This window comes from Pseudarthrobacter sp. NKDBFgelt (assembly GCF_046097905.1).
GTDB classification, from domain to species: domain Bacteria; phylum Actinomycetota; class Actinomycetes; order Actinomycetales; family Micrococcaceae; genus Arthrobacter; species Arthrobacter polychromogenes.
Map to the genome: position 1 here is coordinate 16,565 of NZ_JBJURL010000036.1, position 26,258 is coordinate 42,822.

The window sequence follows — 26,258 nt, forward strand, 5'->3', positions numbered from 1 at the left end:
AAAGTTAGGATCAGTAAAGCAATATATATGCCGCGCCGGGAATCTATTCCTCTTGAGGCATATATCCCAGCGACATTGCACTGCATCCGCATGCGGCAAGCGAGGAGACGGTATGGGCACACATCTGCCTTCCACCGAGTTCGACGGAACAGCGGTAGACGACCAGCGTGAGGCTGATGCCGAGGCGGTCATGGGCGAGCCCCCCGCGCAGATGGTCCAGCTCCTGGGCCCCGACGGGAAGCTCGGTTTCGACCCCGTCTTCACCGAGTACGCGGAGAAGGTTACCCCCGAGGTTCTTCGCGGCCTCTACACGGACATGGCCGCCATCCGGCGCTTCGACGTGGAAGCTACTGCGCTGCAGCGGCAGGGACAGCTCGCGCTCTGGGTCCCGCTGACCGGCCAGGAAGCCGCGCAGATCGGCTCCGGCAGGGCCAGCCGGCCGCAGGACTACATCTTCCCCACCTACCGTGAGCACGGCGTCGCCTACACCCGCAACGTGGACCTTGCCGAACTCCTCCGGCAGTTCCGCGGAGTGTCGAACGGCGGCTGGAACCCCAAGGACACGAACTTCCACCTCTACACCCTGGTCCTGGCCGCCCAGACGCTCCACGCCGTCGGCTATGCAATGGGCATCCAGCGCGACCAGAAACTTTCGGCAGCGCACGGCAGCGGGGAGGAAGCCGCGGTCATCGCCTACTTCGGTGACGGTGCAAGCTCCGAGGGTGACGTCCACGAGTCAATGGTCTTCGCCTCCTCCTACAACGCGCCCGTGGTGTTCTTCTGCCAGAACAACCACTGGGCCATCTCCGTCCCCACCAACGTCCAGACCCGCGTGCCGCTGTCCAACCGCGCCAAGGGCTACGGCTTCCCGGGGATCAGGGTTGACGGCAACGACGTCATCGCCGTCCACGCCGTCACCGAATGGGCGCTGGAACACGCACGCCAGGGCAAGGGCCCGGTCCTGATCGAGGCCTTCACCTACCGGGTGGGCGCCCACACCACCGCGGACGACCCCACAAAGTACCGCCAGTCCGCCGAGGAAGACGCGTGGCGGGCAAAGGACCCCCTGGCCCGCGTGGAAAAGTACCTGCGCGCCGAAGGCCTGGCCGACGACGCGTTCTTCGCCAAGGTCAAGGCCGACGGCGATGAACTCGCCGCGTACGTCCGCCGCACCACCCATGACCTTGAAACCCCGGACATCCGCTCCGCGTTCGCCAACACCTACGCCGAGGCTCATCCCCTGGTGGCGGAGGAGCTCGCATGGTTTGAGGAATACACCGCAGGGTTCGAAGGCGGAGACCTGCCGGCCGGATCTTCCGGACAGCCCGCAGCAAAGGCAGGCCACTGATGACAACCATGACCATCGCCAAGGCCATCAACGAGGGCCTGCGCGAGACACTCGCCAGCAATCCAAAGTCCCTGCTGATGGGGGAGGACATTGGCCCGCTGGGCGGTGTCTACCGCGTCACGGACGGCTTGATCGGCGAGTTCGGCCCCGACCGGGTGGTTGACACGCCGCTGGCTGAATCCGGGATCATCGGAACCGCTATTGGCCTTGCGCTCCGCGGGTACCGGCCGGTCTGCGAAATCCAGTTCGACGGGTTTGTCTTCCCCGGCTTCAACCAGATCACCACGCAATTGGCCAAGATGCATGCGCGCAGCAATGGCAACCTCACGGTCCCGGTAGTTATCCGCATCCCCTATGGCGGCGGTATCGGTTCCGTTGAGCACCACTCCGAATCGCCGGAGGCGCTGTTTGCCCACACTGCCGGCCTGCGCATCATCACTCCCTCCAACGCTCATGACGCCTACTGGATGGTCCAGCAGGCCGTGGAATGCCAGGATCCGGTGATCATTTTCGAGCCCAAGCGCCGCTACTGGCTCAAGGGTGAGGTGGACACCGCCGCGCCGGGCCGGGCAGAGGATCCCTTCAAGGCGCACGTCCTCCGCGAGGGGACAGACGCCACCGTCGTGGCATACGGCCCCCTGGTGCCGGTTGCGCTGGCGGCCGCGAACGCCGCGGAGGAGGACGGCCGGAGCGTGGAGGTGATCGACCTGCGGTCCATCTCCCCGCTGGACTTCGACACCGTCACAGCCTCCGTGCAAAAAACCGGGCGGCTGGTGGTGGCCCATGAGGCGCCCACCTTCGGCGGAATCGGCGGAGAGATCGCTGCCCGGATCAGTGAGCGGGCCTTCCACTCGCTCGAGGCGCCGGTCATCCGGGTAGGCGGCTTCCACATGCCCTACCCGGTTGCCAAGGTGGAGGAAGACTACCTTCCGGACATCGACCGCATCCTGGAGGCGCTGGACCGCGCCCTTTCCTACTGAGGCTTCCCAACCGAGGACACCATGACTCTCAACAAGTTCAACCTGCCTGACGTCGGCGAAGGGCTCACCGAGGCCGAAATCGTCTCCTGGAAGGTCAAGCCGGGCGACGCCGTCGCCATCAACGACGTCCTCTGCGAGATCGAGACGGCCAAGTCCCTTGTGGAACTTCCCTCGCCCTTCGCCGGGACCGTCACTGACCTGCTGGTCCCGGAAGGGGTGACCATCGACGTCGGCACCGCCATCATCAGCGTCAGCGACGACCTGTCCGGAGACCCCACCCCTGCGGATGTCCGGGCGCCTGAGGCTCCCGCGCAGCCGCTCTACGGCAAGCTTCCAGCGTCCGACGGCGGCACAGCAGACAGTGCCCAGGCCACGGAAAGTGCCCTGGCGGGAGGGCCCCTCGTGGGCTCCGGCCCCAAGGCCGACGCCATCAAACGCCGGCCGCGGAGGACGTCCCCCGCCTCTGCCCTGTCGCCCAACGCCCCGGAAGTGGAGCCCGTCCAGCCCCATTCGCCGGCCGAAGTGACCCAGGATCCGGGCCCGGCAACAAGCCCGGCCGCCGACGTCGACAACCGTCCCACCTTGGGCGGCACCATCACCGGCCTGGTCAACCGCGTGCTCGCAAAGCCCCCCGTCCGCAAAATCGCCCGCGACCTGGGCATCGACCTGGCAGACGTGGTGGCCACGGGATCCCGCGGCGAGGTGACCCGCGAGGACCTGGTGAGCTACCAGGCCCAGCGGGACGCGGAACTGGACAAGGCTGACGGGTTCTGGGGCAAGGCGGGCAAGCCGCAGGACCAGCGCATCGAGCGTATTCCCGTCAAGGGCGTCCGGAAGGCCACCGCAAAAGCCATGGTGGATTCCGCGTTCGCGGCACCGCACGTCAGCATCTTTGTGGATGTGGACGCCAGCCGCACCATGGAGTTCGTCAAGAGGCTCAAAGCGTCCCGGGACTTCGAAGGCATCAAGGTTTCGCCGCTGCTCATCCTGGCCAAAGCAGTGATCTGGGCGGCCGCCCGGAACCCCAGCGTCAATGCCACGTGGGTGGACAACGCCGACGGAACCGACGGAGCGGAGATCCAGGTCAAGCACTACATGAACCTGGGCATTGCAGCGGCCACACCGCGCGGGCTGATGGTGCCGAACATCAAGAACGCCCAGGACCTCTCCCTGAAGGAACTGGCGCTGGCGCTCAACAACCTGGCCGTTACCGCCCGGTCCGGCAAGACGAAGCCCGCCGAAATGCAGGGCGGCACGCTGACCATCACCAACATCGGAGCCCTGGGGATCGATACCGGCACACCCATCATCAACCCCGGCGAGGTTGCCATCGTGGCCTTCGGAACCATCAAGCAGAAGCCGTGGGTCCTTGACGGGGAAGTCATCCCCCGCTGGATCACCACGCTGGGCGGATCGTTCGACCACCGCGTGGTGGACGGCGACCTGTCCGCGCGCTTCATGGCCGACGTCGCCGCCATCCTGGAAGAGCCTGCGCTCCTCCTCGACTAGGACAGGACACTGGCAATCAACGGCAGCACCCTCCGGGTGAAGAACAGGGCCGCGCGGTGGGTGACGGAGGTATTCCAGCCGCCCGTGGTAGTCAGCATCCAGCTGCTGCTCAGTCCCATAACGCAGCCCGGCTTTCCCGGAACAATGGGGTACGGTGCGCTGGCCGCCCTGTTCGTCTGCGTGCTTCCGCTGTTCCTGCTGCTGATGCTGGTACGGCGGGGGAAAGTCACTGACCACCATGTCAGCGACCGCCGGCAGCGTGCCCCCGTGCTGCTGATGGCGCTGGCTTCCATCCTGGCCGGGCTCCTGGTGCTGGCGGCAGCGGGTGCCCCGCAAAGTGTGGTGGTGATGGTCCTCGCCGTGGTGGCGGGCGTAGTGGTGCTGGCGGGAGTCAGCCCGTTCTGGAAGATCAGCGGGCATGCAGCGGCGATGTCCTCGGCGGCAGTGATCAGCGTGCTCATGCTTGGCCCGGCGTGGCTTCCGCTGCTGCTCCTGATACCCGCCGTCGGCTGGTCCAGAGTGGTGCTGCGCGCCCACACCGTGGCGCAGGTGATCGCCGGTTCGCTCTTCGGCGGCGTGGTGATGGCCGGGATCTGGTGGGCCCTCCAGGGCCGGATGGTGGCTTAGCCGGTCTCAGTAGGCAGTGTATGCGGTCAGCATCTCAAGGGTGGCGGGGTCCGCGGTGGTACCCAGGGCCACGGCAGCGCCCGTCATGAGGACAGCCATGGCCGCTGCCATCCCGCCCCAGGCCGTCAGGAGCTTCCAGTCCTCCCGCAGCACGCTGCCCACCGTCTCGGGGAGCTTGATCCCCGGCGCGATGAGGTTGGGGGCGCTGTCCATGCTGCCATCATCCAGTAAAGCCACGACCCGGTCGTTGCTGCGGTCAACGCGCATGGAGCAGATGTGGTTGCCATGGCGGGCGAGGAGGATATCGTGGCCGGCAAGCTGGCGGCGCTGGAGGGTGATCAATGGGGCCCCTTGATGGTGGTGGATGCTGGGTGTCCGCACCGTTGGGGGCTCCTCCAATTTTATCGCCGGGGCGGAGCCGGGAACGCGTTTTTGGGCGTGAGAACGGACACCATGCGGGGCGCGCCTTCCGCATGGTGTCCGTAAAGTCTGCTACTCGGCGTCGTACGTATTGGCGATGTAGACGTCGCAGGGCGCGTTGTGGGCCACGCTGTTGGCAACGCTGCCAAGCACGCGCCCGATGCCGTGCATCCTGCGGTTTCCCACCACGATGATCCGTGCGTCCATCCGCAGGGCTTCCTTGATGAGGGCGTCGGCCGGCCTGCCGCGGGCGGCGGAGTAAGTGACCTTGATGTCCCTGCCCAGCGATTCCGCAACTGTCCGCGCCACATGCTCCGCTGCATCGGCGTCGGATACGATCCAACGGTCACTGCCGCTGCCGAACACCTCGGTGCGGTCGCTGTCGAAGGCGGACACCACGTGGAGCGAGGCGCCAAGGGCTGCTGCGAGGTCGCGGGCCGATTCGGCTGCCTTCTTGGCAGTTGCGCTGCCGTCAACCCCTACAACGATGATTCCGCTCATGTGTGCTCCTTTGCTTGGTTTCAGTAGCGCTGGTCAGGCCAAGGCTACAGCGCGGCGATGGCTTGCTGAAGCACCGGCGCAAGGCGGCGTACCCCTTCGGTGATGGCCTCGGGCGGGACGGCGCTGAAGGCGAGGCGCAGCTTGTTGGAAGGATCGTCCGACGGCGTGAAGGCGGCTCCCGGGATGAACACGACGCCGGCGTCGATCGCCTTGCGCAGCAGAGGGTAGGTGTCCACACCCTCGGGGAGGGTCACCCACACGAAGAAGCCGCCTTCCGGACGGGTCCACGTGGTGCCCGGTGGCATGTGTTCCTCCAGGGCTGCCAGCAGTGCGGCGCAGCGCTCGGCATACAGCCCGCGGTACGTTTCGATCTGGCCCTTCCAGTCGTAGTCGCGGAGGTAGGCCGAGACCAGCATCTGGTTGAAGGCCGGCGGGCAGAGCGTTACGGCCTCGGCTGCCAGGTAGTAGCGGCGCTGGAGGTGTTCCGGGACGAGCGCCCAGCCGATCCGCAGGCCCGGGGCGAAAATCTTGGAGAAGGACCCCATGTAGATGACGTCGTCCGGGTTCGCAGCCCGCAGTGGGGCCAGCGGTTCACCGCTGAAGCGCAGCAGTCCGTAGGGGTTGTCCTCCACCACTAGAATATTCGCATTGCGGCATATATCGACGATCTTTTGGCGCCGGTCCGCCGCCAATGTAATTCCCGAAGGGTTGTTGAAGTTGGGGATGGTGTAGAGGAACTTGATGTTCTTGCCGGCCAGTTGAAGGGCGGCAATGCGTGCCTCCAGCTGCTCCGGAACCAGGCCGTCGTCGTCCATCTCCACGGTTTCCACCTGGACCTGGTATGCCTCGAAGGTGTTGAGGGCGCCCACATAGGTGGGATCCTCCACCAGGACCACATCGCCGGGGTTGCAGAAGACTTTTGTGGCCACGTCCTGGGCGGACTGCGAACCGGCGGTGATGACCACGTTCTGCGGAAGCGCGTCCATGATGCCTTCCGCGGCCATCACGTCGCAGATCTGCGTGCGGAGTTCCTCCGACCCCTGCCCACTGCCGTACTGCAGGGCGGTCAATCCGTCCTCCGCGATGATCCTCGCGGCTGTAGCGGCAAGGCGTTCCAGCGGAAGGGACTGCAGGTAGGGGCTTCCGCCGGCGAGCGAGACGAGTCCCGGCCGCAGGGAGATGTCGAAGACGTCCCGCACTGCTGACTGCCGGATATTCGCGGCCCGCTCCGAGAAGAGTTCTTCGTGGCGGTGCGCGGAGGTCGCCGCCCGCTCGATGGCATCAATGGCTTCTGCTGGCAGCGTCCCTGCTGCGGCGTCGAGTGTTTCGTGGCTCACACCTTCAGGATACAACGAGGTGTTGCCCTAAAAGCAACACCTGTTTATATATAAGCCACAGCTGGAGGCTTAGGCCCGCGCCCGCTAATCGAGGCTCAGCACTTCCGCGAGGGTGAGGCCATTGACGTAGATTTCTGCCCGGATTGCACCGACGGCAGCCACCGCTGTTTGCGTGAGCTGCGCTTCCAGGCGCGGGAGGTCGCACGCTCCGCCGGGGCGGAGGGAGCCGGCCAGGTAGACCGTCACCGTGGTCCCGTCAAAGCTGCCCGAGAGGAACTTCAGGCGCGAACTGGCGAGGGCGTTGTAGAGATCGGGTTCGTGCGCCCCCACCGCTGCGCTGCCTGGCGAGTCAAGCAGCGCACCGACTGCGGCAGGAAGGGCCTCATCGGCAGCGGAAGTTTCATGGGGGACGCCCACCAGGCTGTCGTTGCATCCAAAACGCACACCGTTCCGGCCGCCGTCGTCCAGGAGCACGTAGTACGCCGTCACCGTGTGCGGCGCGGCCCGAGTGTTGGTGGGCCCGGGCTTGTCGGAAGCCCGCAGCACCGCAGCATCGCCAAGGTCCTGGGGGGCTGCGGTGATGGGGCCCGGGTTGGGCGGACCCGGGGTACTTGGCGTGGAGAAATCCGCTGCCGGGGAGCTTGGCCCGCCGGCCCCGGCGGAGAAGCCGGCGGTTGCCTGGTTCAGCGATCGGGCAGGGGGAGCGGCCGCCTCCGTTCGGGCGGGATCCTGCAGTTGTGGGGCGGGCGTAACGGGCGGCGGGGCGGCCGGTGTGCTTCTGCTGATGGCAAGCGGAGCGGACGGTGCGGGCGTGGACTCCGGGGGCGCCGCTGCCACGCAGGCGCCGAGCCACAGCGGAAGCGCCAGGCTGGCTGCTGCTGTAATCCGCAGCCTTGCCCCGCGCTTTCCTGCCCCCCGTGCCCGCATGCCTCCACCGCAATCCCGTTCCGGTTTGGTGGATTAACGTTACGGCTGGCGCCCCGGCCCGGGAATGCCGGGAATGTACCGGTTGGGACAAGACTTGATCACGGGAGCAGTGCCTGCCGGGCCTGCGCCACGTTCGCGGCCGCTGCCCGCCATCAGGACGTCGGCCGGGCCGGCCACTCTTTACCCGCCCAGGGATCGTAATCGGCAATAAGGTCCTCCTGCGGCGGACGCTCGCCCTCTGGGACGTGCTGCAGGTTCACCCGCACCCGGTACCAGAGCGAGCTCGATCCGCGCATTCCGTCCACCAGCACATCGGCCGGATGCAGGGCCGGGACAAGGTCCGCGTGCCGGGATTTCCATTCGTCGAGGGCGGCTTCCGCTTCGGGCTTTGTCCTGGTCCGGGCAACTTCAATGAGCGGCATCACCGACTGCCGGCGGCCGGAGCCGTCGCCGCTGCGAGGTGGTTTTTCCGCAGGGCCGAGCTCCGCGGCCAGTCTCAGGAGTCCATCCAGGGTGCCTGCCGCGTCATCAATACCGGCGTGCGGGTCGCCCATGTCCGCGAAGCGCCGGGGCACGGTGGGCACCGTGAACTGGTCCGGCCTGGCGGTCTGGACCTCGTCCCAGGTCAGGGGGGTGGAGACCCGGGCGTCGGGCAGTGGCCGCACTGAGTACGCGGACGCCACGGTGCGGTCCTTGGCGTTCTGGTTGAAGTCAACGAACACGCTCTCGCCGCGCTCCTCCTTCCACCACCGTGCGGTGGCAAGGCCGGGCGCGCGGTTCTCCACCTCGCGGGCAAGGGTCTCGGCGGCGAGCCGGACCTCCCGGTAGGTCCACTGCGGCGCGATGCGCACCAGGATGTGAAGCCCGCGCGAGCCGCTGGTCTTCGGCCACCCCACCAGGCCGGCGTCATCGAGCACGTCCCGCGCCACAAAGGCGGCGTCCACGATCTGGGACCACTCCACGCCCGGCATCGGATCGAGGTCCACCCGGAGTTCGTCGGGGTGTTCCAGGTCCTCCGCGCGCACGGGGTGGGGGTTCAGGTCGAGGCAGCCGAGGTTCACCACCCAGGCCAGTCCGGCGGCGTCCCGGATGACGGCTTCTTCCGCTGAGGTTCCCGAGGCGTAGTGCAGGGTGGCGGTGTCGATGAAGTCCGGGTGATTTTCGGGCACCCGTTTCTGGAAAAACGGCTCGGCGTCGATGCCTTTGGGAAAGCGCTTGAGGACCATCGGCCGGCCCCCGGCGCCGCGGAGTGCCCCGTCGGCGACGGCCAGGTAGTACCTCACCAGGTCGAGCTTCGTCAGCCCGGGTTCGGGAAACAGCACCTTGTCCGGGCTCGAGATGCGGACCTCGGTCCCGGCGATGGTGAGGATCTCGGCCGGGGTCTTTGAGGGACTCATGCGGTCACGGTAGCAACGATCGGGTGCGGCAGCCAGAGCAGCACTGGCGCGGTCGGGCGCCGGGATCAGGCGTCCGGGCGGGCTTAAAAAGCAGTACCCGGCGCGTTGGCTGCGCCGGGTACCGGGGGCGGCGGCTAAGCCGCGGGCTGGGACGCGGTGATTGCGTCGAACACGCCCTTGATCTGCTCCACAACCTCTGCGTCGTCTTTCGGGTGGACCTCGGCGAAGCGGACCATGGATCCCGGCACGGCGAGCTTGACGTCCTCGAGGATCTGCGCGCCGGCGATGCCTGCTGCCTTGCGGGCCTCGTCCTGGGCCCAGACCCCACCGTACTGGCCGAACGCGGTGCCGACGACGGCGGTGGGCTTGCCGGCGAGGGCGCCGGCGCCGAACGGGCGGGACAGCCAGTCGATGGCGTTCTTCAGTGCGGCGGGAACGGTGCCGTTGTGCTCAGGAGTGACGAGCAGCAGCGTGTCTGCCTCACTGGCCGCAGCGCGCAGGGCGGCCGCTGCCTCGGGGACCTGGCCCTCGACGTCGATGTCCTCGTTGTAGAACGGGATGTTGCCAAGGTTCCCGTGGATCACCACGTCAACCTGCTCCGGCGCGTTCAGCTGGATGGCTTCGGCCAGCTTCTGGTTAGTGGACTCGGCGCGGAGGCTGCCGACGAGGGTAAGGACGGTGCTCTTGGTCATGGGAACTCCTGGGGTCTGGGTCCGCGGGAGGGCCGCGGGCCGGTCTAAGCTGAGGCTTGTCAGTGCCTTCACCCATCTAAACGGACTACGGTCCGCTTAAAATTCCCGAGGTCTGAAATGTCGGATGTGAGTTCCATCCCGCCGCGGCCCGGCCTGCCGGTGGGAACGGCGGCAGAGCGCCGGGACGCCGCACGGAACCGGGAGCGCCTCCTTGCTGCTGCCCGGGAGCTCATCGCTGACTGCGGGGCGGAGGGGCTGACCATGGACCGGCTGGCCGAGCATGCCGGGGTGGGCAAGGGCACGGTCTTCCGCCGGTTCGGCAGCCGGGCAGGGCTGATGCTGACGCTGCTGAGCGAGTCCGAGGCCGTCTTCCAGTCCCGGTTCATGTTCGGGCCGCCACCGCTGGGCCCCGGCGCGCCCGGGCTGGAACGCCTCATCGCCTTCGGGGTGGAGCGGATCTCCTACGTCATGGAGTTCGGGGACCTGGTGCTGGCCGCCGAGCATGCCTCGCACGGGCGTTTTGAAGCCCCCGCCGCCGTCCTGTGGCACCGCCATATCGAGATCCTCCTGCGGGAAGAAGGCTTTGGGTCCGACCCCTGGCTGATGGCCTGGTCCCTGGCGGCCACCCTAGATCCGGAGCGGCTGTTAAGCCTTGTCAAAGTCCACGGGATCACGCCTGACAGGCTTGCCGCTTCCTGGCGGGATCTTGTCACACGGGTGGTCCGCGGCGCGTAGAGTAGGCCACACACCGAATGTGTGTCCAGTCACACCAACTTCACAGAAGTATTCATAACGATCTGATACGGGCGGGTAGCTTTCCGGGCATTCGCCCGCATTTTCGGTTCCGGCTTGTGATAGTTTCCTCTGGAATGTGACCCGCGACATAGTCCACAAGGGCTAAGCCTGAAAGGCTGCGGGACGCCAGCTACCCGCTGGCAAGGACCCGGTGAGGCGGCGCAACCCCCCGCTGATCAGGGGAAAACGGAAGGATCCAGCACGTGATTGTTGATTTGCCTAGCAGCCTGGCCCGCCTGCGGATGACGCGGTGTCTGACCGTCCAGCTGCCGGCGGCGACGATCCAGAAGTAGCTGCGGCATGCTCAGGTACCTCGCCAAGCGCGGCATCACGTACGTCTTCATGATCTTCCTGACAACGTCGGCGGGATATTTCCTTGCCGTCAGTTCCCTCAAGCCCGCGCTGCTTGAACAGGAACGGATTCCCCGTCCCACCCCGGAGCAGGTGGCAAACTCGATGCGCCTGAAGGGCCTCGACCCCGACCTCAGCCCCTGGGAACGCTATGTCGAATGGCTTACTGCCATTCTCACGCGTTGGGACTGGGGCCGCAGCCCCAACGGCGCCTTCATCAACGCGGAGTTCGGGGACCGCGTCTGGATCTCCACCCGCCTTTTCCTGGCCTCCATCATCCTCACCCTGGTGATTGGGGTGGCCCTCGGCGTCTATTCGGCCGCCCGGCAGTACAAGTTCCAGGACCGCGTCATCACCTCGTACAGCTACCTTGCGTACATCGTGCCGGCCCCTATTGCCTACTTCCTGGTGCAGTTGGGCGCCATCAACATCAACGAGACTGTGGGCGAACGCATCTTCTTTGTCACCGGCATTTCCACCCCGGGGATGGAACCGGGCTGGGCCCAGTTCATCGACATGCTGGCGCACTACGCCGTCCCCACTGTTGCCATCACGCTGGTGGGCTGGGGGTCCTACCAGATTGCCCAACGCCAGTACCTCCTGGACAACGTCAATGCCGACTTCGTCCGGACCGCCCGGGCCAAGGGACTCACCAGGAACCAGGCAATCTCGCGGCATGCGCTGCGGGTCTCGTTCATACCCGTGGCCCAAAGCATTGCCTTCACCATCCCGGCCATCTTTGCCGGCGGCTTCTTCGCGGAGAAAATCTTCGCCTGGCCCGGCGTGGGTTCCTGGAGCATCGACGCCATCTCCCTCCAGGACGTCAACGCCGCCACGGCCACGCTGGCCTACGGTTCCGTGATCTTCGCCCTGGGAGCCATTCTGGCGGATTTCGCCACCACCCTTGTTGACCCGAGAGTGCGGGTGCAGTAGCCGTGACCAACCTCAATGCAGTAGACCCCGCCGCCGTCGCGCAGGACGCCCACCTGGAGAGCGCCGACGTCGTCATTGGCAAAAACACCATCATCTTCCGCCGCTTCATGCGGAACAAGACAGCCGTGGCAGGGCTTGCCATCTTCCTCGCCCTGACCGTTTTCTCCTTCGTGGGCGGGTACTTCACCCAGTGGGACAAGCAAACCATCGACCCCTTCAACATCGGCATGCCGCCGTCGGCCGAACACTACCTGGGCACCTCCCAGGCCGGGATCGACCTCTACGCAATGACGGTGGAAGGCACCAGGATCTCCATCCTGATCGGACTTATCGTCGGGCTCGTGTCCGTCCTCGTCGCCGCCGTCTACGGGTGCACCATGGCCTACTTCGGCGGCAAGGTGGACAAGGTGATGCTCTTCATCCTCGAAGCGCTCATCATGATGCCGGCCCTCCTGGTGGTGGCTGTGGCCACCAGCGGCGGAGGCGAAGGGCTCAGGCGGGACCTGCCGTCCTGGCTGCTGCTGATCATTGTGCTGCTCGTCTTCAGCTGGATGGGAACTGCGAGGCTCATCCGGTCCCTCTCCATGTCCCTCATGCAGCGGGATTTCGTCAAGGCCGCCCAGTACATGGGTGTGCCGGCGCGGAGGATCGTGTGGCGCCACCTGGTGCCCAACATCGGATCGCTGCTGGTCCTGGACATCACCCGTGGAGTCACCGGTGCCATCCTCGCGGAAGTTGCCTTCTCCTTCATCGGCATCGGCATCAAGGTTCCGGATGTGAGCCTCGGCGTGCTGATCGGCGGCGCCACATCCCAGGTGCAGACCTTTCCCTGGATGTTCTGGGTGCCGTTGACCGTTATGTTCCTGCTCACGGGCTCGCTCGCCATGATGAACGACGGACTGCGCGACGCCTTCGATCCAAGCTCAAGCTCCTCCGGCAGCGCCAAAAAGCGCACCGCCCTGAAAGCCCGTGTTAAGGGGAACGCCTCATGAGCAGCGAAATCGCCGCCGGACCGGTTGACCAGCCCCAGTCGGCTGTGGAGCGGCTGCACATCGCCGGCCTTCACGCCCCGGCGGACGCAATCCTGTCCGTCCGGGACATGAATGTACGCTTCAACACCGAAAACGGTGTGGTTCATGCAGTCCGGGGTGTCGACTTTGACCTCATGCCTGGAAAAACACTCGGCATCGTGGGTGAATCCGGCTCCGGCAAATCGGTCACGTCCCTGGCAATCATGGGCCTCTTGCCCTCCACGGCGGAGGTCACCGGCTCGGTTCGGCTGAAGGGCAAGGAGTTGCTGGGCCTCAGCGACAAAGCCATGTGCGAATACCGCGGCAATGAGCTGGCCATGGTCTTCCAGGATCCGCTGTCCTCGCTGACGCCCGTCTACACCGTTGGCAACCAGATCATCGAAGCGCTGACCATCCACAACCCCACCATGAGCAAGCAGGCGAAAGAAGCCCGCGCCGTCGAACTTCTTGCCATGGTGGGCATTCCCAGCCCTAAGGAACGGCTCAGGGCCTTCCCGCACGAGTTCTCCGGCGGCATGCGCCAGCGCGTGATGATCGCCATTGCCATCGCCAACAACCCGCGGGTCCTCATCGCGGATGAGCCGACGACGGCGCTGGACGTCACCATCCAGGCGCAGGTGCTGGAGGTGCTGCATACGGCGCAGGAGGAGACCGGAGCCGCCGTCGTGATGATCACGCACGATCTCGGCGTGGTGGCGGGCATGGCGGACGACATCATGGTGATGTACGCGGGCAGGCCGGTGGAGACCGGGGCGGTGGATGATATCTACTACAACCCGCGGATGCCGTACACCATGGGCCTGCTCGGCGCCGTTCCGCGCGTTGACGTTGCGGAGAAGTCGTCGCTGGTGCCCATCGAGGGTATGCCGCCCAACCTGATCCACACGCCCACCGGCTGCTCCTTCGCGCCCCGCTGCCCGCTGGCCGCGGACGCGTGCCTGGAGGGTGAACCGGCGCTGGCGCCGGTTCCGGGGCCGGCCGCCCACCGCGCTGCCTGCATCAAATCCGGTTCGCTGGGCGGCGGCGTTGATGTCCATGACGTCTTCGCCGCCCCGCCGGTGCCCGTATCCCGCTTCGACGCCATCCCGCGGGAGGAGCGTTCCACCGTCCTGCAGCTGAAGGACGTCCGCAAGCACTTCCCGCTCACCAAGGGCGCACTGCTGAAGCGCCGCATCGGCACCGTCAAAGCCGTGGACGGACTGAGCTTCGATATCCGCGAAGGGGAATGCTTCTCCATCGTTGGCGAGTCGGGATCAGGCAAGACCACCACCCTGCTGGAAATCATGGAATTCCACAAGGACCAGGACGGCGAGGTGGTGATCGGCGGCATCAGCAACAAGCAGGCTGCCGACGGCAAGACCAGGAGCGCTATGCGCCGGGAGCTCCAGATGGTGTTCCAGGACCCCACCGGCGCGCTCGATCCGCGCTTCACCGTGTATGAAGTGCTAGCCGAACCGCTGCAGAACGCCGGCATGAATAAGGCAGACACCAAAAAGCGCATCATGGAACTGATGAAGCTGGTGGGCCTGCAGCCTGACCACGTGAACCGCTTCCCCAACCAGTTCTCCGGCGGGCAGCGCCAGCGCATCGGCATAGCCCGCGCACTGGCCGTGAACCCGAAGCTTGTAGTCCTGGACGAGCCTGTCTCGGCCCTGGACGTCTCAGTGCAGGCCGGCGTCATCAACCTCCTGGACAAGCTCCGGGCCGAGCTGGGCCTCAGCTACCTGCTGGTGGCGCACGATCTGTCAGTAGTCCGGCACATCTCCAACCGGGTGGCGGTGATGTACTTGGGGAAAATCGTGGAAATCGGCGAAGTGGACCGGGTGTTCGACAACCCCCGCCACCCCTACACCCGCGCCCTGCTCTCCGCCATCCCTGTACCGGACCCCCAGCTGGAGCGCACCCGGGAACGCATCATCCTGCAGGGCGACCTGCCGTCTCCACTGGGCACCCCCAAGGGCTGCAACTTTGCCACCCGCTGCCCTGTGTTCGCAGCGTTGCCGGCAGCCAAGCAGGAAAAGTGCCTGACCCTGGAACCGCCGCTGGAACAGGTAGCACCCTCCCCGGCGGCCCAAACCCTGGCGGCGGATCCACTGCCCGCCCTGGACCAACGCTTCGCCTGCTTCTTCCCTGACGGAGAACTGGACGAGGACATGCTGGTAGTCCACGAATCGGCGGACCACCATGCGCCCTAGGTTTCTTCGACCCATCACAAGCACCACCACTCGCACCAACGAAGGGAACACCATGAGGAATCTGAACAGGATCGGCGGAGCGGCGGCCATCACCGCAGCTCTGGCGCTGACGGCCTGCGGCGGCGGTGGCGGGTCCACCGGCCCGGAAACGGCCAAGGGACAGGAGGCAGGCAGCGACCTGTCCAAGCTCATCAGCGTCAACGAGAAGCCTGCTGCGGACCTTGAACAGGGCGGCAAGGTCACTCTTCCGCTGGGCAACATCGGCCCCGACTTCAACGGGTTCTCCAACAACGGCAACAGCGCTGACAACTCCGCGCTACAAATCCCAATGAACCCGGTCGCTGTGAACAGTGGCGGCATCGGGGGCTGCTGGAAGCTCGACTTCGAGGGCAAGGCGTCCCCTAACAAGGACTTTTGCGAGACCGTGGAAAACGAAGTCGAGGATGGCAAGCAGACCATCACCATCAAGGTCAACGAGAAGGCCACCTACAACGACGGCACCCCGATCGACGTCAAGGCCTTCCAGAACACCTGGAACATCCTGAAGAGCCCGGATGCGGGCTACGACATCGTCAGCTCGGGGGCCTATGAATTCGTGGAATCCGTTGAGGCAGGCAGCAGCGACAAGGAAATTATCGTAAAGACCAGCCAGCCGGTTTATCCGCTGGAGGACCTGTTCTTTGGACTGATCCACCCCGCCGTGAACAGCCCCGAGATCTTCAACGAGGGCTTCAACGGCGAGCTGCACCCGGAATGGATGGCCGGTCCGTTCAAGCTGGACCAGTACGACACCGCGGCCAAGACCGTCACGCTGGTGCCCAACGAGAAGTGGTGGGGCAACAAGCCGGTCCTGGAAAATGTGGTGTTCCGCCAGCTGGAGACCAGCGCCCAGATCGCTGCCTTCAAGAACGGTGAGATCGACGCCATGTCCGCCAACACCATCTCCCTGTACAAGCAGCTTGAGGGCACCAGCAACTCCGAGGTCCGCCGCGGCCAGCGCCTGTTTGCCGGCGGTATGAACCTCAACGCCCAGCGCATCACCGACGTCGCCGTCCGCGAGGCCATCTTCGCCGCGGTTGACCGTGAAGCCCTCCGCAAGGTGCGCTTCAACGGCCTGAACTGGGAAGAGCCCAGCTCCGGTTCCATGATGCTCCTGCCCTTCTCCGAGTACTACCAGGACAACTACCCCGTGAAGGAAACCGGACCGGAAGCCGCCAAGAAGGTGCTGACGGACGCCGGCTACACCGAGAACGCGAACGGCATCATGGAGAAGGACGGCAAGCCCGCGGCCTTCAAGATCAGCAACTTCGGTGACGATCCCACCACCCTCGCCTTCACCCAGACCCTGCAGCAGCAGCTCCAGGCCGGCGGCATGGATGTTGGAATTGACCAGCGCGCCTCGGCCGACTTCGGTAAGGTCCTGGGTTCACGCGAGTTCGACATGAGCGTCTCCGGCTACACCGTGGGCGCGGACGCCACGTCCGCCGTCAAGCAGTACTACGACTCCAAGACCAACGAGAACCAGCTGGGCGACGCCGAGCTGGACAAGAAGATCGCTGATCTGGCCTCCATCGAGGACAACGCCGAGCGTAACAAGGCGGCCATGGAAGTGGAGAAGGAGCACATGGCGAAGTACTTCTCCATGGGTGTGGTCATGAACGGCCCGCAGATCTCCTTCGTCCGCACGGGCCTGGCCAACTACGGCCCGTCCCTGTTCCAGAGCCTCTCCCAGGTTCCGGACTGGACCACCCTCGGCTGGGAAAAGAAGTAACCCCACCCAGTAACGCTCTCTCACTTACTGCAGGTTTTCCTGCGACGCTCTCTCACTTTCCCGGTGATCCTTACCGGAAAGTGAGAGAGCGTTCGTGTTTTTGGGGCAGCAACTGAGAGAGCGTCCGGAGTACGGTAGCCCTATGACCGGGACTGAAGCATCAGCACGCACTATTCGCACCGCCGTCGTGGGTTTCGGGTTGTCCGGGAGCGTGTTCCACGCGCCCCTGATAGCAGCGGACCCGCGGTACTCACTCAGCATGATTGCCACGTCCAACGCCGGGAGGGAAGCCGCCGCGGCCGCGCAGTACCAGGATGTGAAGACCGTGCCGGACGGCGAGGCAGTCCTGGAACACGCCAACGATGTGGACCTGGTGGTGCTGGGGACTCCGCCCGCCACCCATTACCCGCTTGCCAAGGCCGCCCTGGAAGCAGGCCTGGATGTGGTGGTGGACAAGCCTTTCGCCGTGACCAGCGTGCAGGGGCAGGAACTCATCACGCTGGCCCGGCAACTGGGCCGGGTCCTGACGGTGTTCCAGAACCGGCGCTGGGACGGCGACTTCCTGACCCTGCGCAAGCTCCTGGCAGCTGATGCCCTGGGTAACGTGACACGGTTTGAATCGCGCTTTGAGCGGTGGTCGCCCGCTATCGCCAAGGCCTGGAAGGCCCGCTCCACTGCGGCCGACGGCGGCGGAACGCTGTTCGACCTTGGCAGCCACCTGATCGACCAGGCCCTTCAGCTTTTCGGGCCGGCCGCCGTGGTCCACGCGGAGCTGAAGGCACGCCGCTCCGATGAGCGGGCGGACGACGACGTTTTCCTGGTCCTGCGCCATGAGTCCGGCGTGATCAGCCACCTCACCATGAACATGCTCTGCGCGCAGCAGGCTCCGCGGTTCCGCGTGCTGGGTTCCGTGGGCGGTTTCACCAAGAACGGGGTGGACCCGCAGGAGCCGTACATCGCCGCCGGCGGCAGCCCCGTGGACGCGGAATACGGCCAGGAGGCGCCCGAGTGGGCAGGCCTCCTGGGCCGCGATGGACACCTGGACGCCCTGCCCACCGAGCGCGGCGCGTACCCGGAGTTCTACCGGCTCCTGGCAGAGAAGATCCTCGACGGCGGCGCAGCGTCAGACCTGCCCCTCCCCGTAGACCCAACAGACGCCGTCGAGTCCCTCAAACTAATGGAACAAGCACGGGAACTGGCGAGCGGCAGGTCTTAAACGGCAGCGCTGGACGACAGGCATCCGGCAGCGGGCGTCAGAGGCGACGAAGGAGCCAGCCCGCAGAGGATGCGTGTCGCCCAGCGCAGCGGGACGAGTGAAACCTACGCCGAGACCAGTTCGTGCCAGTCCGCTACGAGGGGCAGGTTGTGGGCCTCGGACACGGAGTGGTGCGCCACGTGGCCGGCGGCGATGTTGAGGCCGGCTGCGAGGGCGGGGTCGCGGTCGAATGCTGCCCTGACGCCCAGGTTGGCGAGGGCCACCGCGTGCCGCAGGGTGACGTTGGTCAGCGCGTAGGTGGAGGTGTTGGGTACGGCGCCGGGCATGTTGGCCACGCAGTAGAAGATGGTGTTGTGCACCTTGTACGTGGGTTCCTGGTGCGTGGTGGGGTGGGTGTCCTCGAAGCAGCCGCCCTGGTCCACGGCGATGTCCACCAGGACTGAGCCGGGCTTCATGCGGGCCACGAGGTCGTTGGTGACCAGCTTGGGGGCCTTGGCGCCGGGGATGAGGACGGATCCGATCACCAGGTCCGCGTCCACCACGGATTTTTCGATCTCGTACTTGTTGGAGGCCACGGTCTTGAGCCGGCCCTGGTACTGGGCGTCCAGTTCGCGCAGGCGGTTGATGTTGATGTCCAGGATGGTGACGTCGGCGCCCAGGCCCAGGGCCATGGCGGCGGCGTTGGTGCCGGCCACGCCGGCGCCGAGGACAACGACCTTGGCGGGCCGGACGCCGGGAACGCCGCCGAGCAGCACGCCCTTCCCGCCTGCGGGGGCCATGAGCGAGGATGCGCCCACCTGCACGGAAAGCCGGCCCGCAACCTCTGACATGGGGGCGAGCAGCGGAAGGGTGCGGCCCTCCTGGACGGTTTCGTAGGCGATGGCGGTGACGCCGGAGTTGATGAGCTCGCGGGTGAGTTCGGGCTCGGCGGCCAGGTGGAGGTAGGTGAAGAGGATCAGGCCCTTGCGGAAGCGGTGGTACTCGGCTTTGACCGGTTCCTTGACCTTCATGACCATGTCCGCGCGTGCCCAGACGTCGTCCGCCTCGTTGACGATCTCGGCACCGGCGATGGAGTATTCCTCATCGGTGATGCCGGAGCCCAGCCCCGCGCCGCGCTCCACCAGCACGGTGTGGCCGTTGCTGCGGAATTCGTGGACGCCGGCGGCGGTGATGGCCACCCGGAACTCGTTGTTTTTGATTTCTTTGGGGACGCCGATGATCATCGTGGGCTCCATATCTTCGGCCTGGTCAGCCGGAAAGTGCGGAAGGATTTCGTGTATCAACGATAAATCCGGTTGTGAGCCAGCTGACATGAAAGCAAGGTGGGGGCGGAGGCAGATCCCCGTCGTTGCGCGGATCCCGCCGTCCTCAGCTGGACGTTTGTCGAGCCGGAGGGCGGCAGGTGTCGCCTCATGTCCGTTCGTCCACGGGACCTTCCGGGCAGTAGTGTTGGCGCATGCAGCTGCAGGGTGTGGAACAACTGGTTGAGCAGGTGGCGCAGAAGCTGGGCCGTGGCCTGTCGCTCGAGGACCTGGACGGTGTGCTGCTTGCCTACAGCTCCAACCAGTCCCACGCAGACCGCGTCCGGGTGAACTTCCTGCTGAGCAAGAAAGTCCCGGCGGACGTCAGCGCGTGGCAGCTCTCGCACGGCATTGCCACGGCGGTGCGGCCGGTGGTGGTTCCCGCCAACCAGGACCTTGGCATGCTGGGCCGGGTCTGCGTTCCCCTGATGGTGCGCGGCTTCCGGGTGGGATACCTGTGGGTGCAGCAGGACTCGGCGGATGAAAGCCCGACGGCGATCCTCACCCAGCTGCCGGCCGTCAACCACGAGCTCGAGATGCTCTCAGGGCTCCTGCTGGACTCGAACACTGCGGAATCGGAGTTTCGGCGCGGACGGGAGCGGGAGTTCCTGGCCGCCTGCGCCGGCGAACCCAATGCGGTGGCCGCTGTCGCGGGCTGGAAGGAGGTCCAGGGCCGTGGCCCCTGGCAGGTGGTTACGGTGCTCGACGCCGACGGCTGGTCCGGCGGGCCGGACCCCATCGCGTCCACCCTGATCCACCGGGCCGCCGCCCTGCAGGCGACCATTGGTGTGGACTCTGCCCTGTTCAGCGCCGGCACGGAGACGCATTCGGTGGTCCTTTTCCGTGAGTTGTCCGGCAGGGCCAACCACGCCCAGGTCCTGGTGCACTACCAGCTGGAACTCGCCAAGCGCTCCGGACGTCCGGTCCACCGCATCATCCTGGGCCTCAGCGAGGGCTTTGGCCGGCCGCGGGAGCTCGCCTCGGCGTACCGCCAATCGAAGGTGGCGGCCCAGGCCGCAGCCGTGGACCCGCAGCTCGGCGAACTCGTCGACTGCCGGGCCGCCGGCGTCTACCAGCTCCTCGCATCCGCAGGGGGCGGCGCCAGTGCCTGGGCTGACTCGGGTTCGGTCTACGTCCGCATGCTTGAGGACCACGACCGCAACGGGGAGCTTTTGCCGGTACTGGAACTCCTCTACGACAATGACGGCTCCGTCCAGGACGTGGCCACCAAACTCCACCTTCACCGCAGCAGCATCTACAACAGGCTGGGCCGGATCCGGCAGCTGCTCGGCGTGGATCCGCTCAAGGGGATGCCCCGCCTGGAGCTGCACGCCGCGCTGAAGATGCGCCGCTGGGCAGGCAGGCCCAGGATCTAGCCGCCCGCCCCGGGGTCCTTGCCCACGTCGCGCAGCTCGGATTTTTTCTGCCCCTCCAGCCACGCCATGATGGCGGCCCGCGGAATCCGCCGGTGGGTGCCGCGGTACTCCACGGGGATCTCGCCGCGGTCCGTCATGTTCCGCAGGTAGGTGTGCGAGATGCCGGCCAGCTCCGCTGCCTTGGATGTGGTGAGCATGTCCTCCACGCTGCTGACCGTCACCGCGTCGCCGCGGCTGAAGCGGTGCAGGAGATCGACGACGGCGTCCCTCGCCTGGGGCGGCAGCCGGTGGACCGTGCCGTCCACGAAGACGGTGATGTCGTCGCTGCCGGCCAGTGCACGGCCCAGCTTCTCGGCATCCTCCGACGGGAGCGCGCCAGTGATCCGGGGAGCTATCAGTGCCATGCACCCAGCCTACCGGCGGCCACCCCGCCCCGGGCGGGTATGCTCGGCTGATGGAACTTAGTGGCGGCCGGGACGTCGAGGCGGGCGGACTCCGGGGCAAGTTGTACGCCTCGGTAAAGCCCGCAGGAGCCCAGCCCAGGCCCGCCTACGTCCTGCTGCACGGCATCGGAGTGTCCCACCGGTACCTCGCCCGGCTGCATCTGAAACTGGCCAGGGAAGCGGACGTCTACACCTTCGACCTCCCGGGCTTCGGAAAGGCTTCGAGGCCCCCGCGCCAGCTGCAGATCGGGGACTTTGCGGCGTTCGTGGGCGCTGTACTGGCGGAGTCAGGAGTTTCCAGCTATGTGGTGGTGGGCCACTCCATGGGGACGCAGTCAGCGGTGGAGCTCGCACTCCTGGAACCCGGCCGGGTGGCGGGCGCCGTGCTGATGGGACCCGTGGTGGACTCCCCCCGGAAGACAGTCACCAGGCAGGCGCTGGCACTCACGCGTGATGCCCTGTTCAGGGAGAGCCTGACCTCGAACGCCCTCGTGTTCAGCGACTACTTCAGGGCCGGCCCGCGCTGGTACCTGACCGAGCTTCCCGTGATGATGGACTACCCCATGGAGGAAAAGGTGGCCGCCGTCAGCCAGTCCGTCCTGGTCCTTCGGGGCGCCAGGGACCCCATCGCGCGCCGCCCCTGGTGCGAACACCTTGCCGCAGTCGCCCGTCAGGGCACCATGGCCGAAGTCCCGGGGCAGGGCCACGTCCTGCAGCACACCGCCCCGGGCGCATCGGCCGAAGCCATCAGCGGCTGGGTCCGCGCCCTGGACGGCTTCGGCGTCACCGCCTAGGCCGGGCGACTCCAGCCCAGGCGGGCGTCGCCCCTAGAGTCCGAGTTCGTCCAGGACGGGCAGCTTCTCCCGAACCCACGCCCGCGCTTCCGTGGCGCTGGGAGCGGACAATGCCAGCTTGGCCAGCTGCTGCGCTTCCTCGAGCGTGACGGTCTTCAGGACGGCGGCCACGGCAGCGAGGGAGCGGGCTGTCATGGACAGGGTGCTGACGCCCAGGCCGGTAAGGACGACGGCGAGGGCGGGGTCGGCGGCTGCCTCCCCACAGACGCCCACGGGTTTGGTGTTGCCTTCCGCCCGGGAGCCTTCCACTGTCAGGCCCACGAGGCGCAGGACGGCAGGCTGCCACGGGGTGTTGAGGTTGGCGAGCGGGCCGAGCTGGCGGTCCGCGGCCATGGCGTACTGGGTGAGGTCGTTGGTGCCGAGGCTGGCGAAGGCCACCTCCCGAAGGATGGCTTCCGCGGTCAGGGCGGCGGAGGGAACCTCAACCATGACGCCGGGGGTCTTGATGCCCGCATCGGCGCACATCGAGGCAAAGCGTGCGGCTTCTTCTGCGGTGGAGATCATGGGCGCCATGACCCAGACGTCCGCCTCCGACTGCTTCTCGGCCAGGGCGATTGCCTCGAGCTGGCGGTCCAGGACCCCGGGGGTGGTGAAGTCGGTGCGGTAGCCGCGGACGCCCAGGGCCGGATTGGGCTCGGTGGAGTCGGTCAGGAACGGAAGCGGCTTGTCCGCGCCGGCATCGAGCGTTCGCAGGACCACTTTCTTGCCCGGGAAGGCATCAAAAACACTCTTGTAGGCTGCGGCCTGTTCTTCGACGCTGGGCTCGGTGTCCCGCTCGAGGAAGCAGAATTCGGTGCGGAACAGGCCGACGCCCTGGGCGCCCAGCTTGGCGGCCGCCTCGGCATCCTTGCCGCCGCCCACGTTGGCAAGCAAAGGCACCAGGTGGCCGTCCGCCGTCGCTCCCGTTCCGCTGAAGTCGGCCAGCAGGGACGCGGTGGCAGCCCACGCTTCCGCAGCTGCGCGCAGGGATTCGTCGGGTTCGGAGGTGATGCTGCCGGCGGCGCCGTCCACATAGACTTCGGTGCCGTCGGGGAGCTCGTCCACGCCGACTGCGGCCACAACGGCGGGAAGGCCCAGGGACCGGGCGATGATGGCGGTGTGGGACTGCGGACCTCCGCCGGCCGTGACCAGTGCCAGGACCTTGTTGGGGTCCAGGGTGGCGGTGTCAGCGGGGGCCAGGTCCTCGGCCACCAGGACGAACGGGGTGCTGGAGGCGGGGATGCCGGGGGCGGGCACGCCCCGCAGTTCTGCAACGATCCGGGCGCGGACGTCCAGGACGTCGGTGGCGCGTTCGGCCATGTAGCCGCCCAGGTTGTGGAGCATCTCTGATACTGAGGAGCCGGACTCCCAGATGGCGCGCTCTGCGGACATGCCGCGTGCCACAAGCTTGGCCGCGCCCTTGATGAGCATGGTGTCCTTGGCCATCAGTGCGGTGGCTTCCAGGACAGCCTTGCCGTCTCCGGTGGCGTGGGCGGCGCGGGCCTTCAGTTCATCGTGCACCGCCTGGGAGGCTGCCTTCAGCGCTGCAGTTGCTTCCTCGGCGGTGGTCCCTGGCGCCAACTGCTCGCCGGCGGGAGGTTCGCTGATGGGTTTGGGCATCTGCCGGACGGTGCCGATGACGCGGCCTGGGCTGACGCCTACTCCTGGGAAGTTCTGCACTGAAGGTCCTCATTCTCTGCCGGTTGCCAGGCCCGCCCGATATGTCCGGCGCCATGCCGGTCCGCCGGAAGACTGCTGCGTCCGGAGGCGTGAAACGTGCCTGAAAAAAATTGTATGTGATTCAGTTCATATAGCAATGCTATAGGTGCTAGGGTAGCGGTTATGAGTTTGGATGGCCAGCTTCCCCCCAAAATGCGGCTGCTCCGTGCTGCCGCGGAGCTGCTGGCAAACTCCGGGGGAGCCCCTGTCTCCACCCGCCAGATTACCCAGCTGGCGGGGGTCACAGCCCCCACGCTGTACCACCACTTCGGTGACAAGGAAGGTCTGTTCGACGCCGTCGTCGCCGCAGGGTTTGAAGAGTATGTTGCGGGCGAAAGGGATTTTGCCCCCTCCGGACAGCCGCTCGAGGATATCCGGAGAATGTGGGACAACCATGTCCAGTTCGGGCTGAACCAGCCGGAGCTGTACCTGGTGATGTTCGGCAACATCCGCCCGGAAAGCCGCCCGGCAATCGTCGCAGATGCCGAGGCACTCATGGAGGAGATGCTGAACAAGGCAGCGGTGGCGGGCCAGCTGAACGTCCAGCCCCGGGAAGCGGCCAGGTCCATCCTGGCGGCCAACGTGGGCGTGACGCTGATGCTGATTGCGGAGCCCGCCTCCGAACGGAACCTCGAACTGTCCACCATGACCCGGGACGCCATGATCTTTGCGGTGTCCGCCGAGCCCGCTGGCGGCGCGGCTCCGGGCGACGCCGGGAAGTCCTCGGTAGTGGTGGCCGCGATCGCCCTGAACGCCGCACTTCAGGCCTCGCACTCTGACCAGCTTTCAAGCTCGGAACTCAAGCTTTTCCTCGAATGGCTTCACCGCATCTCCACCAGCCCGGCGGGCTGAACCCGCACATTCCGGCAGTACGTCGTCGTAAGTATCGGACCATCCTGCGAAGCCGCAGGAATGACGGTTAGGAAATCACATGGCAACAGAGACAGTTGCAAAACCCCGCACCAGCGCACGCGTGCACGTCCAAAAGTTCGGGACGTTCCTGTCCGGCATGATCATGCCCAACATCGGCGCCTTTATTGCCTGGGGCCTCATTACCGCACTCTTTATTGAAAAGGGATGGTTCCCCGTTCCCCAGCTGGGCGGCTTTGGGGAGACGGACGGGGTGGCGAACACCGGCCTAGTGGGGCCGATGATCACCTACCTGCTGCCGCTCCTGATCGCCTACACCGGCGGCCGGATGGTTTATGACGTCCGCGGCGGCGTTGTCGGTGCCATCGGCACCATGGGCGTGATTGTGGGTGCCGGCATCCCGATGTTCATCGGCGCCATGATCATGGGCCCGCTGGGCGGCTGGACCATGAAGAAGATCGACTCCATCTGGGACGGCAAGATCCGTCCCGGCTTTGAGATGCTGGTCAACAACTTTTCTGCCGGCATCTGGGGTGCCCTGTTGGCCATGCTGGGCTTCTATGGCATCGCCCCACTGGTTTCGGCGTTCAGCACAGGCGCCGGCAACGTGGTCCAGTTCCTGGTGGACAACGGACTGCTGCCGCTCACCAGCATCTTCATCGAACCGGCCAAGGTGCTCTTCCTGAATAACGCCATTAACCACGGCGTGCTCACTCCGCTGGGTGTCCAGCAGTCGCTGGAGCAGGGAAAGTCCATCCTGTTCCTGCTTGAGGCCAACCCCGGACCCGGTTTTGGCATCCTGCTGGCTTATATGGTGTTTGGCCGCGGTGCCGCCAAGGCGTCCGCCCCGGGTGCCGCCATCATCCACTTCCTCGGCGGTATCCACGAGATCTACTTCCCCTACGTTTTGATGCGCCCGCTGCTGATCCTCGCTGCCATCGCCGGCGGAATGACCGGCATCGCCACCCTGGCCATCACTGGTGCGGGCCTGGTGGCGCCGGCCGCCCCCGGCTCCATTTTCGCCGTGCTCGCCCAGACCTCCCGGGACAGCTACATCGGCGTGATCCTTGCGGTCCTGCTGGCGACGGCCGCCTCCTTCCTGGTGGCCTCGGTCATCATGAAGACCACCAAGCACAGCGATGAGGTGGACCTCAACGATGCCACCTCGCGGATGGAGCAGATGAAGGGCAAGAAGAGCTCTGTGGCCTCCACCCTGACGGGCACCGGGGCAGGTGCTGCAGCGGGCGGCGGTGTTGGCGTCCTGGCCGGGCCGGTGCGCAACATCGTGTTCGCGTGCGACGCCGGCATGGGCTCCAGTGCCATGGGCGCCTCGGTGCTGCGCAACAAGATCAAGGCGGCCGGCTTCCCGGACGTCAAGGTCACCAACGCGGCCATCGCCAACCTCAGCGACACCTACGACGTCGTGATCACCCACCAGGACCTGACGGAACGGGCCAAGCCCGCCACGTCCAGTGCCGTCCACTACTCCGTTGACAACTTCATGAGCAGCCCGCGCTACGACGAAATCGTGGAGCTGGTCAGGGAGAGCAATACCGAGGGTGCTGTGACAGCGGAAGGTCCGGACACCGGTGCCGGAACACCCGGCGGAGCATCCGCCTCCGGGCCCGCAACTGCCGCTGCAGCAGGGGCAGGGGCTGCCGCCGCCAGCCACGGCGCCCACGCGGC

The 26,258-nt window shown here is 66.2% G+C and carries 23 protein-coding genes; 14 read left to right on the forward strand and 9 right to left on the reverse strand.

Features of this window, described 5'->3' with window-relative positions:
• Nucleotides 1-112: 112 nt before the first annotated feature.
• Genes pdhA through ACKAE7_RS11300 form a run of 4 tightly spaced genes read left to right on the forward strand, consistent with a single transcriptional unit; the run spans nt 113 to nt 4,464 of the window.
• Complete coding sequence (gene pdhA / locus ACKAE7_RS11285) at nt 113-1,348, forward strand: pyruvate dehydrogenase (acetyl-transferring) E1 component subunit alpha (protein WP_408979229.1); 1,236 nt, start codon at nt 113-115, stop codon at nt 1,346-1,348.
• The gene (locus tag ACKAE7_RS11290; protein WP_188810842.1) at nt 1,348-2,328 is read left to right on the forward strand and encodes an alpha-ketoacid dehydrogenase subunit beta; all 981 of its coding nucleotides are present in this window, start codon (nt 1,348-1,350) and stop codon (nt 2,326-2,328) included. The genes pdhA and ACKAE7_RS11290 overlap by 1 nt, the downstream gene beginning before the upstream one ends.
• 21 nt (nt 2,329-2,349) lie before the next feature.
• Nucleotides 2,350-3,837, forward strand: a complete 1,488-nt coding sequence (locus ACKAE7_RS11295) for a dihydrolipoamide acetyltransferase family protein (protein WP_188810844.1) — start codon at nt 2,350-2,352, stop codon at nt 3,835-3,837.
• A 36-nt stretch (nt 3,838-3,873) separates the two neighbouring features.
• Nucleotides 3,874-4,464, forward strand: a complete 591-nt coding sequence (locus ACKAE7_RS11300; RefSeq protein WP_377102889.1) for a phosphatase PAP2 family protein — start codon at nt 3,874-3,876, stop codon at nt 4,462-4,464.
• Between the two features lie 6 nt (nt 4,465-4,470).
• Here the strand turns inward: ACKAE7_RS11300 and ACKAE7_RS11305 are convergent, their stop codons facing one another.
• The 6 genes from ACKAE7_RS11305 to ACKAE7_RS11330 all read right to left on the reverse strand — a co-directional run bounded on the left by ACKAE7_RS11305 (nt 4,471) and on the right by ACKAE7_RS11330 (nt 9,738).
• The gene (locus tag ACKAE7_RS11305; protein WP_188810846.1) at nt 4,471-4,806 is read right to left on the reverse strand and encodes a hypothetical protein; all 336 of its coding nucleotides are present in this window, start codon (nt 4,804-4,806) and stop codon (nt 4,471-4,473) included.
• A 150-nt stretch (nt 4,807-4,956) separates the two neighbouring features.
• Nucleotides 4,957-5,385, reverse strand: a complete 429-nt coding sequence (locus tag ACKAE7_RS11310; protein WP_104186955.1) for a universal stress protein — start codon at nt 5,383-5,385, stop codon at nt 4,957-4,959.
• 44 nt (nt 5,386-5,429) lie between these two features.
• Complete coding sequence (locus ACKAE7_RS11315) at nt 5,430-6,722, reverse strand: PLP-dependent aminotransferase family protein (RefSeq protein ID WP_188810848.1); 1,293 nt, start codon at nt 6,720-6,722, stop codon at nt 5,430-5,432.
• A gap of 84 nt (nt 6,723-6,806) precedes the next feature.
• On the reverse strand, nt 6,807-7,649 hold the full coding sequence (locus ACKAE7_RS11320) for a hypothetical protein (protein WP_408979230.1): 843 nt from the start codon (nt 7,647-7,649) through the stop codon (nt 6,807-6,809).
• Between the two features lie 152 nt (nt 7,650-7,801).
• Nucleotides 7,802-9,046, reverse strand: coding sequence for a non-homologous end-joining DNA ligase (ligD, locus tag ACKAE7_RS11325; RefSeq protein ID WP_344672554.1), 1,245 nt, complete (start codon nt 9,044-9,046; stop codon nt 7,802-7,804).
• A 134-nt stretch (nt 9,047-9,180) separates the two neighbouring features.
• Nucleotides 9,181-9,738, reverse strand: a complete 558-nt coding sequence (locus ACKAE7_RS11330) for an NAD(P)H-dependent oxidoreductase (protein WP_188810850.1) — start codon at nt 9,736-9,738, stop codon at nt 9,181-9,183.
• Nucleotides 9,739-9,864: 126 nt separating this feature from the next.
• Here ACKAE7_RS11330 and ACKAE7_RS11335 point away from each other — a divergent pair, with 126 nt between their 5' ends.
• The 6 genes from ACKAE7_RS11335 (at nt 9,865) to ACKAE7_RS11360 (ending at nt 18,030) form a co-directional block, all read left to right on the forward strand.
• Nucleotides 9,865-10,473 (forward strand): TetR/AcrR family transcriptional regulator, encoded by a 609-nt coding sequence (locus ACKAE7_RS11335; RefSeq protein ID WP_188810852.1) that lies wholly within the window; start codon nt 9,865-9,867, stop codon nt 10,471-10,473.
• Between the two features lie 360 nt (nt 10,474-10,833).
• Nucleotides 10,834-11,817, forward strand: coding sequence for an ABC transporter permease (locus ACKAE7_RS11340; protein ID WP_188810855.1), 984 nt, complete (start codon nt 10,834-10,836; stop codon nt 11,815-11,817).
• Nucleotides 11,818-11,819: 2 nt separating this feature from the next.
• Entirely contained in the window at nt 11,820-12,809 is a 990-nt protein-coding gene (locus ACKAE7_RS11345) for an ABC transporter permease (protein WP_188728257.1), read from the forward strand.
• On the forward strand, nt 12,806-15,043 hold the full coding sequence (locus ACKAE7_RS11350; protein WP_408979231.1) for a dipeptide ABC transporter ATP-binding protein: 2,238 nt from the start codon (nt 12,806-12,808) through the stop codon (nt 15,041-15,043). Before ACKAE7_RS11345 ends, ACKAE7_RS11350 begins: the two co-directional genes overlap by 4 nt.
• Nucleotides 15,044-15,095: 52 nt before the next feature.
• The gene (locus tag ACKAE7_RS11355; RefSeq protein ID WP_188810860.1) at nt 15,096-16,814 is read left to right on the forward strand and encodes an ABC transporter family substrate-binding protein; all 1,719 of its coding nucleotides are present in this window, start codon (nt 15,096-15,098) and stop codon (nt 16,812-16,814) included.
• Nucleotides 16,815-16,956: 142 nt separating this feature from the next.
• Nucleotides 16,957-18,030, forward strand: coding sequence for a Gfo/Idh/MocA family oxidoreductase (locus ACKAE7_RS11360; RefSeq protein WP_408979232.1), 1,074 nt, complete (start codon nt 16,957-16,959; stop codon nt 18,028-18,030).
• A gap of 104 nt (nt 18,031-18,134) precedes the next feature.
• Here the strand turns inward: ACKAE7_RS11360 and ald are convergent, their stop codons facing one another.
• On the reverse strand, nt 18,135-19,253 hold the full coding sequence (gene ald, locus ACKAE7_RS11365) for an alanine dehydrogenase (protein ID WP_066272403.1): 1,119 nt from the start codon (nt 19,251-19,253) through the stop codon (nt 18,135-18,137).
• A gap of 233 nt (nt 19,254-19,486) precedes the next feature.
• Between ald and ACKAE7_RS11370 the strand changes: the two genes are divergently transcribed.
• Complete coding sequence (locus tag ACKAE7_RS11370) at nt 19,487-20,707, forward strand: CdaR family transcriptional regulator (RefSeq protein WP_188810864.1); 1,221 nt, start codon at nt 19,487-19,489, stop codon at nt 20,705-20,707.
• Here the strand turns inward: ACKAE7_RS11370 and ACKAE7_RS11375 are convergent.
• Nucleotides 20,704-21,111, reverse strand: coding sequence for a helix-turn-helix domain-containing protein (locus ACKAE7_RS11375; protein WP_188810866.1), 408 nt, complete (start codon nt 21,109-21,111; stop codon nt 20,704-20,706). The genes ACKAE7_RS11370 and ACKAE7_RS11375 overlap by 4 nt on opposite strands.
• A 50-nt stretch (nt 21,112-21,161) precedes the next feature.
• Between ACKAE7_RS11375 and ACKAE7_RS11380 the strand changes: the two genes are divergently transcribed.
• Nucleotides 21,162-21,944, forward strand: coding sequence for an alpha/beta fold hydrolase (locus ACKAE7_RS11380; RefSeq protein ID WP_188810868.1), 783 nt, complete (start codon nt 21,162-21,164; stop codon nt 21,942-21,944).
• Between the two features lie 33 nt (nt 21,945-21,977).
• Here ACKAE7_RS11380 and ptsP read toward each other — a convergent pair whose 3' ends face one another.
• Nucleotides 21,978-23,663, reverse strand: a complete 1,686-nt coding sequence (ptsP, locus tag ACKAE7_RS11385) for a phosphoenolpyruvate--protein phosphotransferase (RefSeq protein ID WP_188810869.1) — start codon at nt 23,661-23,663, stop codon at nt 21,978-21,980.
• 162 nt (nt 23,664-23,825) lie between these two features.
• On the opposite strand from ptsP, the gene ACKAE7_RS11390 reads away from it, so the two are divergent.
• Together ACKAE7_RS11390 and ACKAE7_RS11395 are read left to right on the forward strand one after the other, a co-directional pair.
• Nucleotides 23,826-24,554, forward strand: coding sequence for a TetR/AcrR family transcriptional regulator (locus ACKAE7_RS11390; RefSeq protein WP_104186986.1), 729 nt, complete (start codon nt 23,826-23,828; stop codon nt 24,552-24,554).
• Nucleotides 24,555-24,633: 79 nt separating this feature from the next.
• On the forward strand, nt 24,634-26,258 hold a 1,625-nt coding region (locus tag ACKAE7_RS11395; RefSeq protein WP_408979233.1), incomplete at its 3' end, for a PTS mannitol transporter subunit IICB.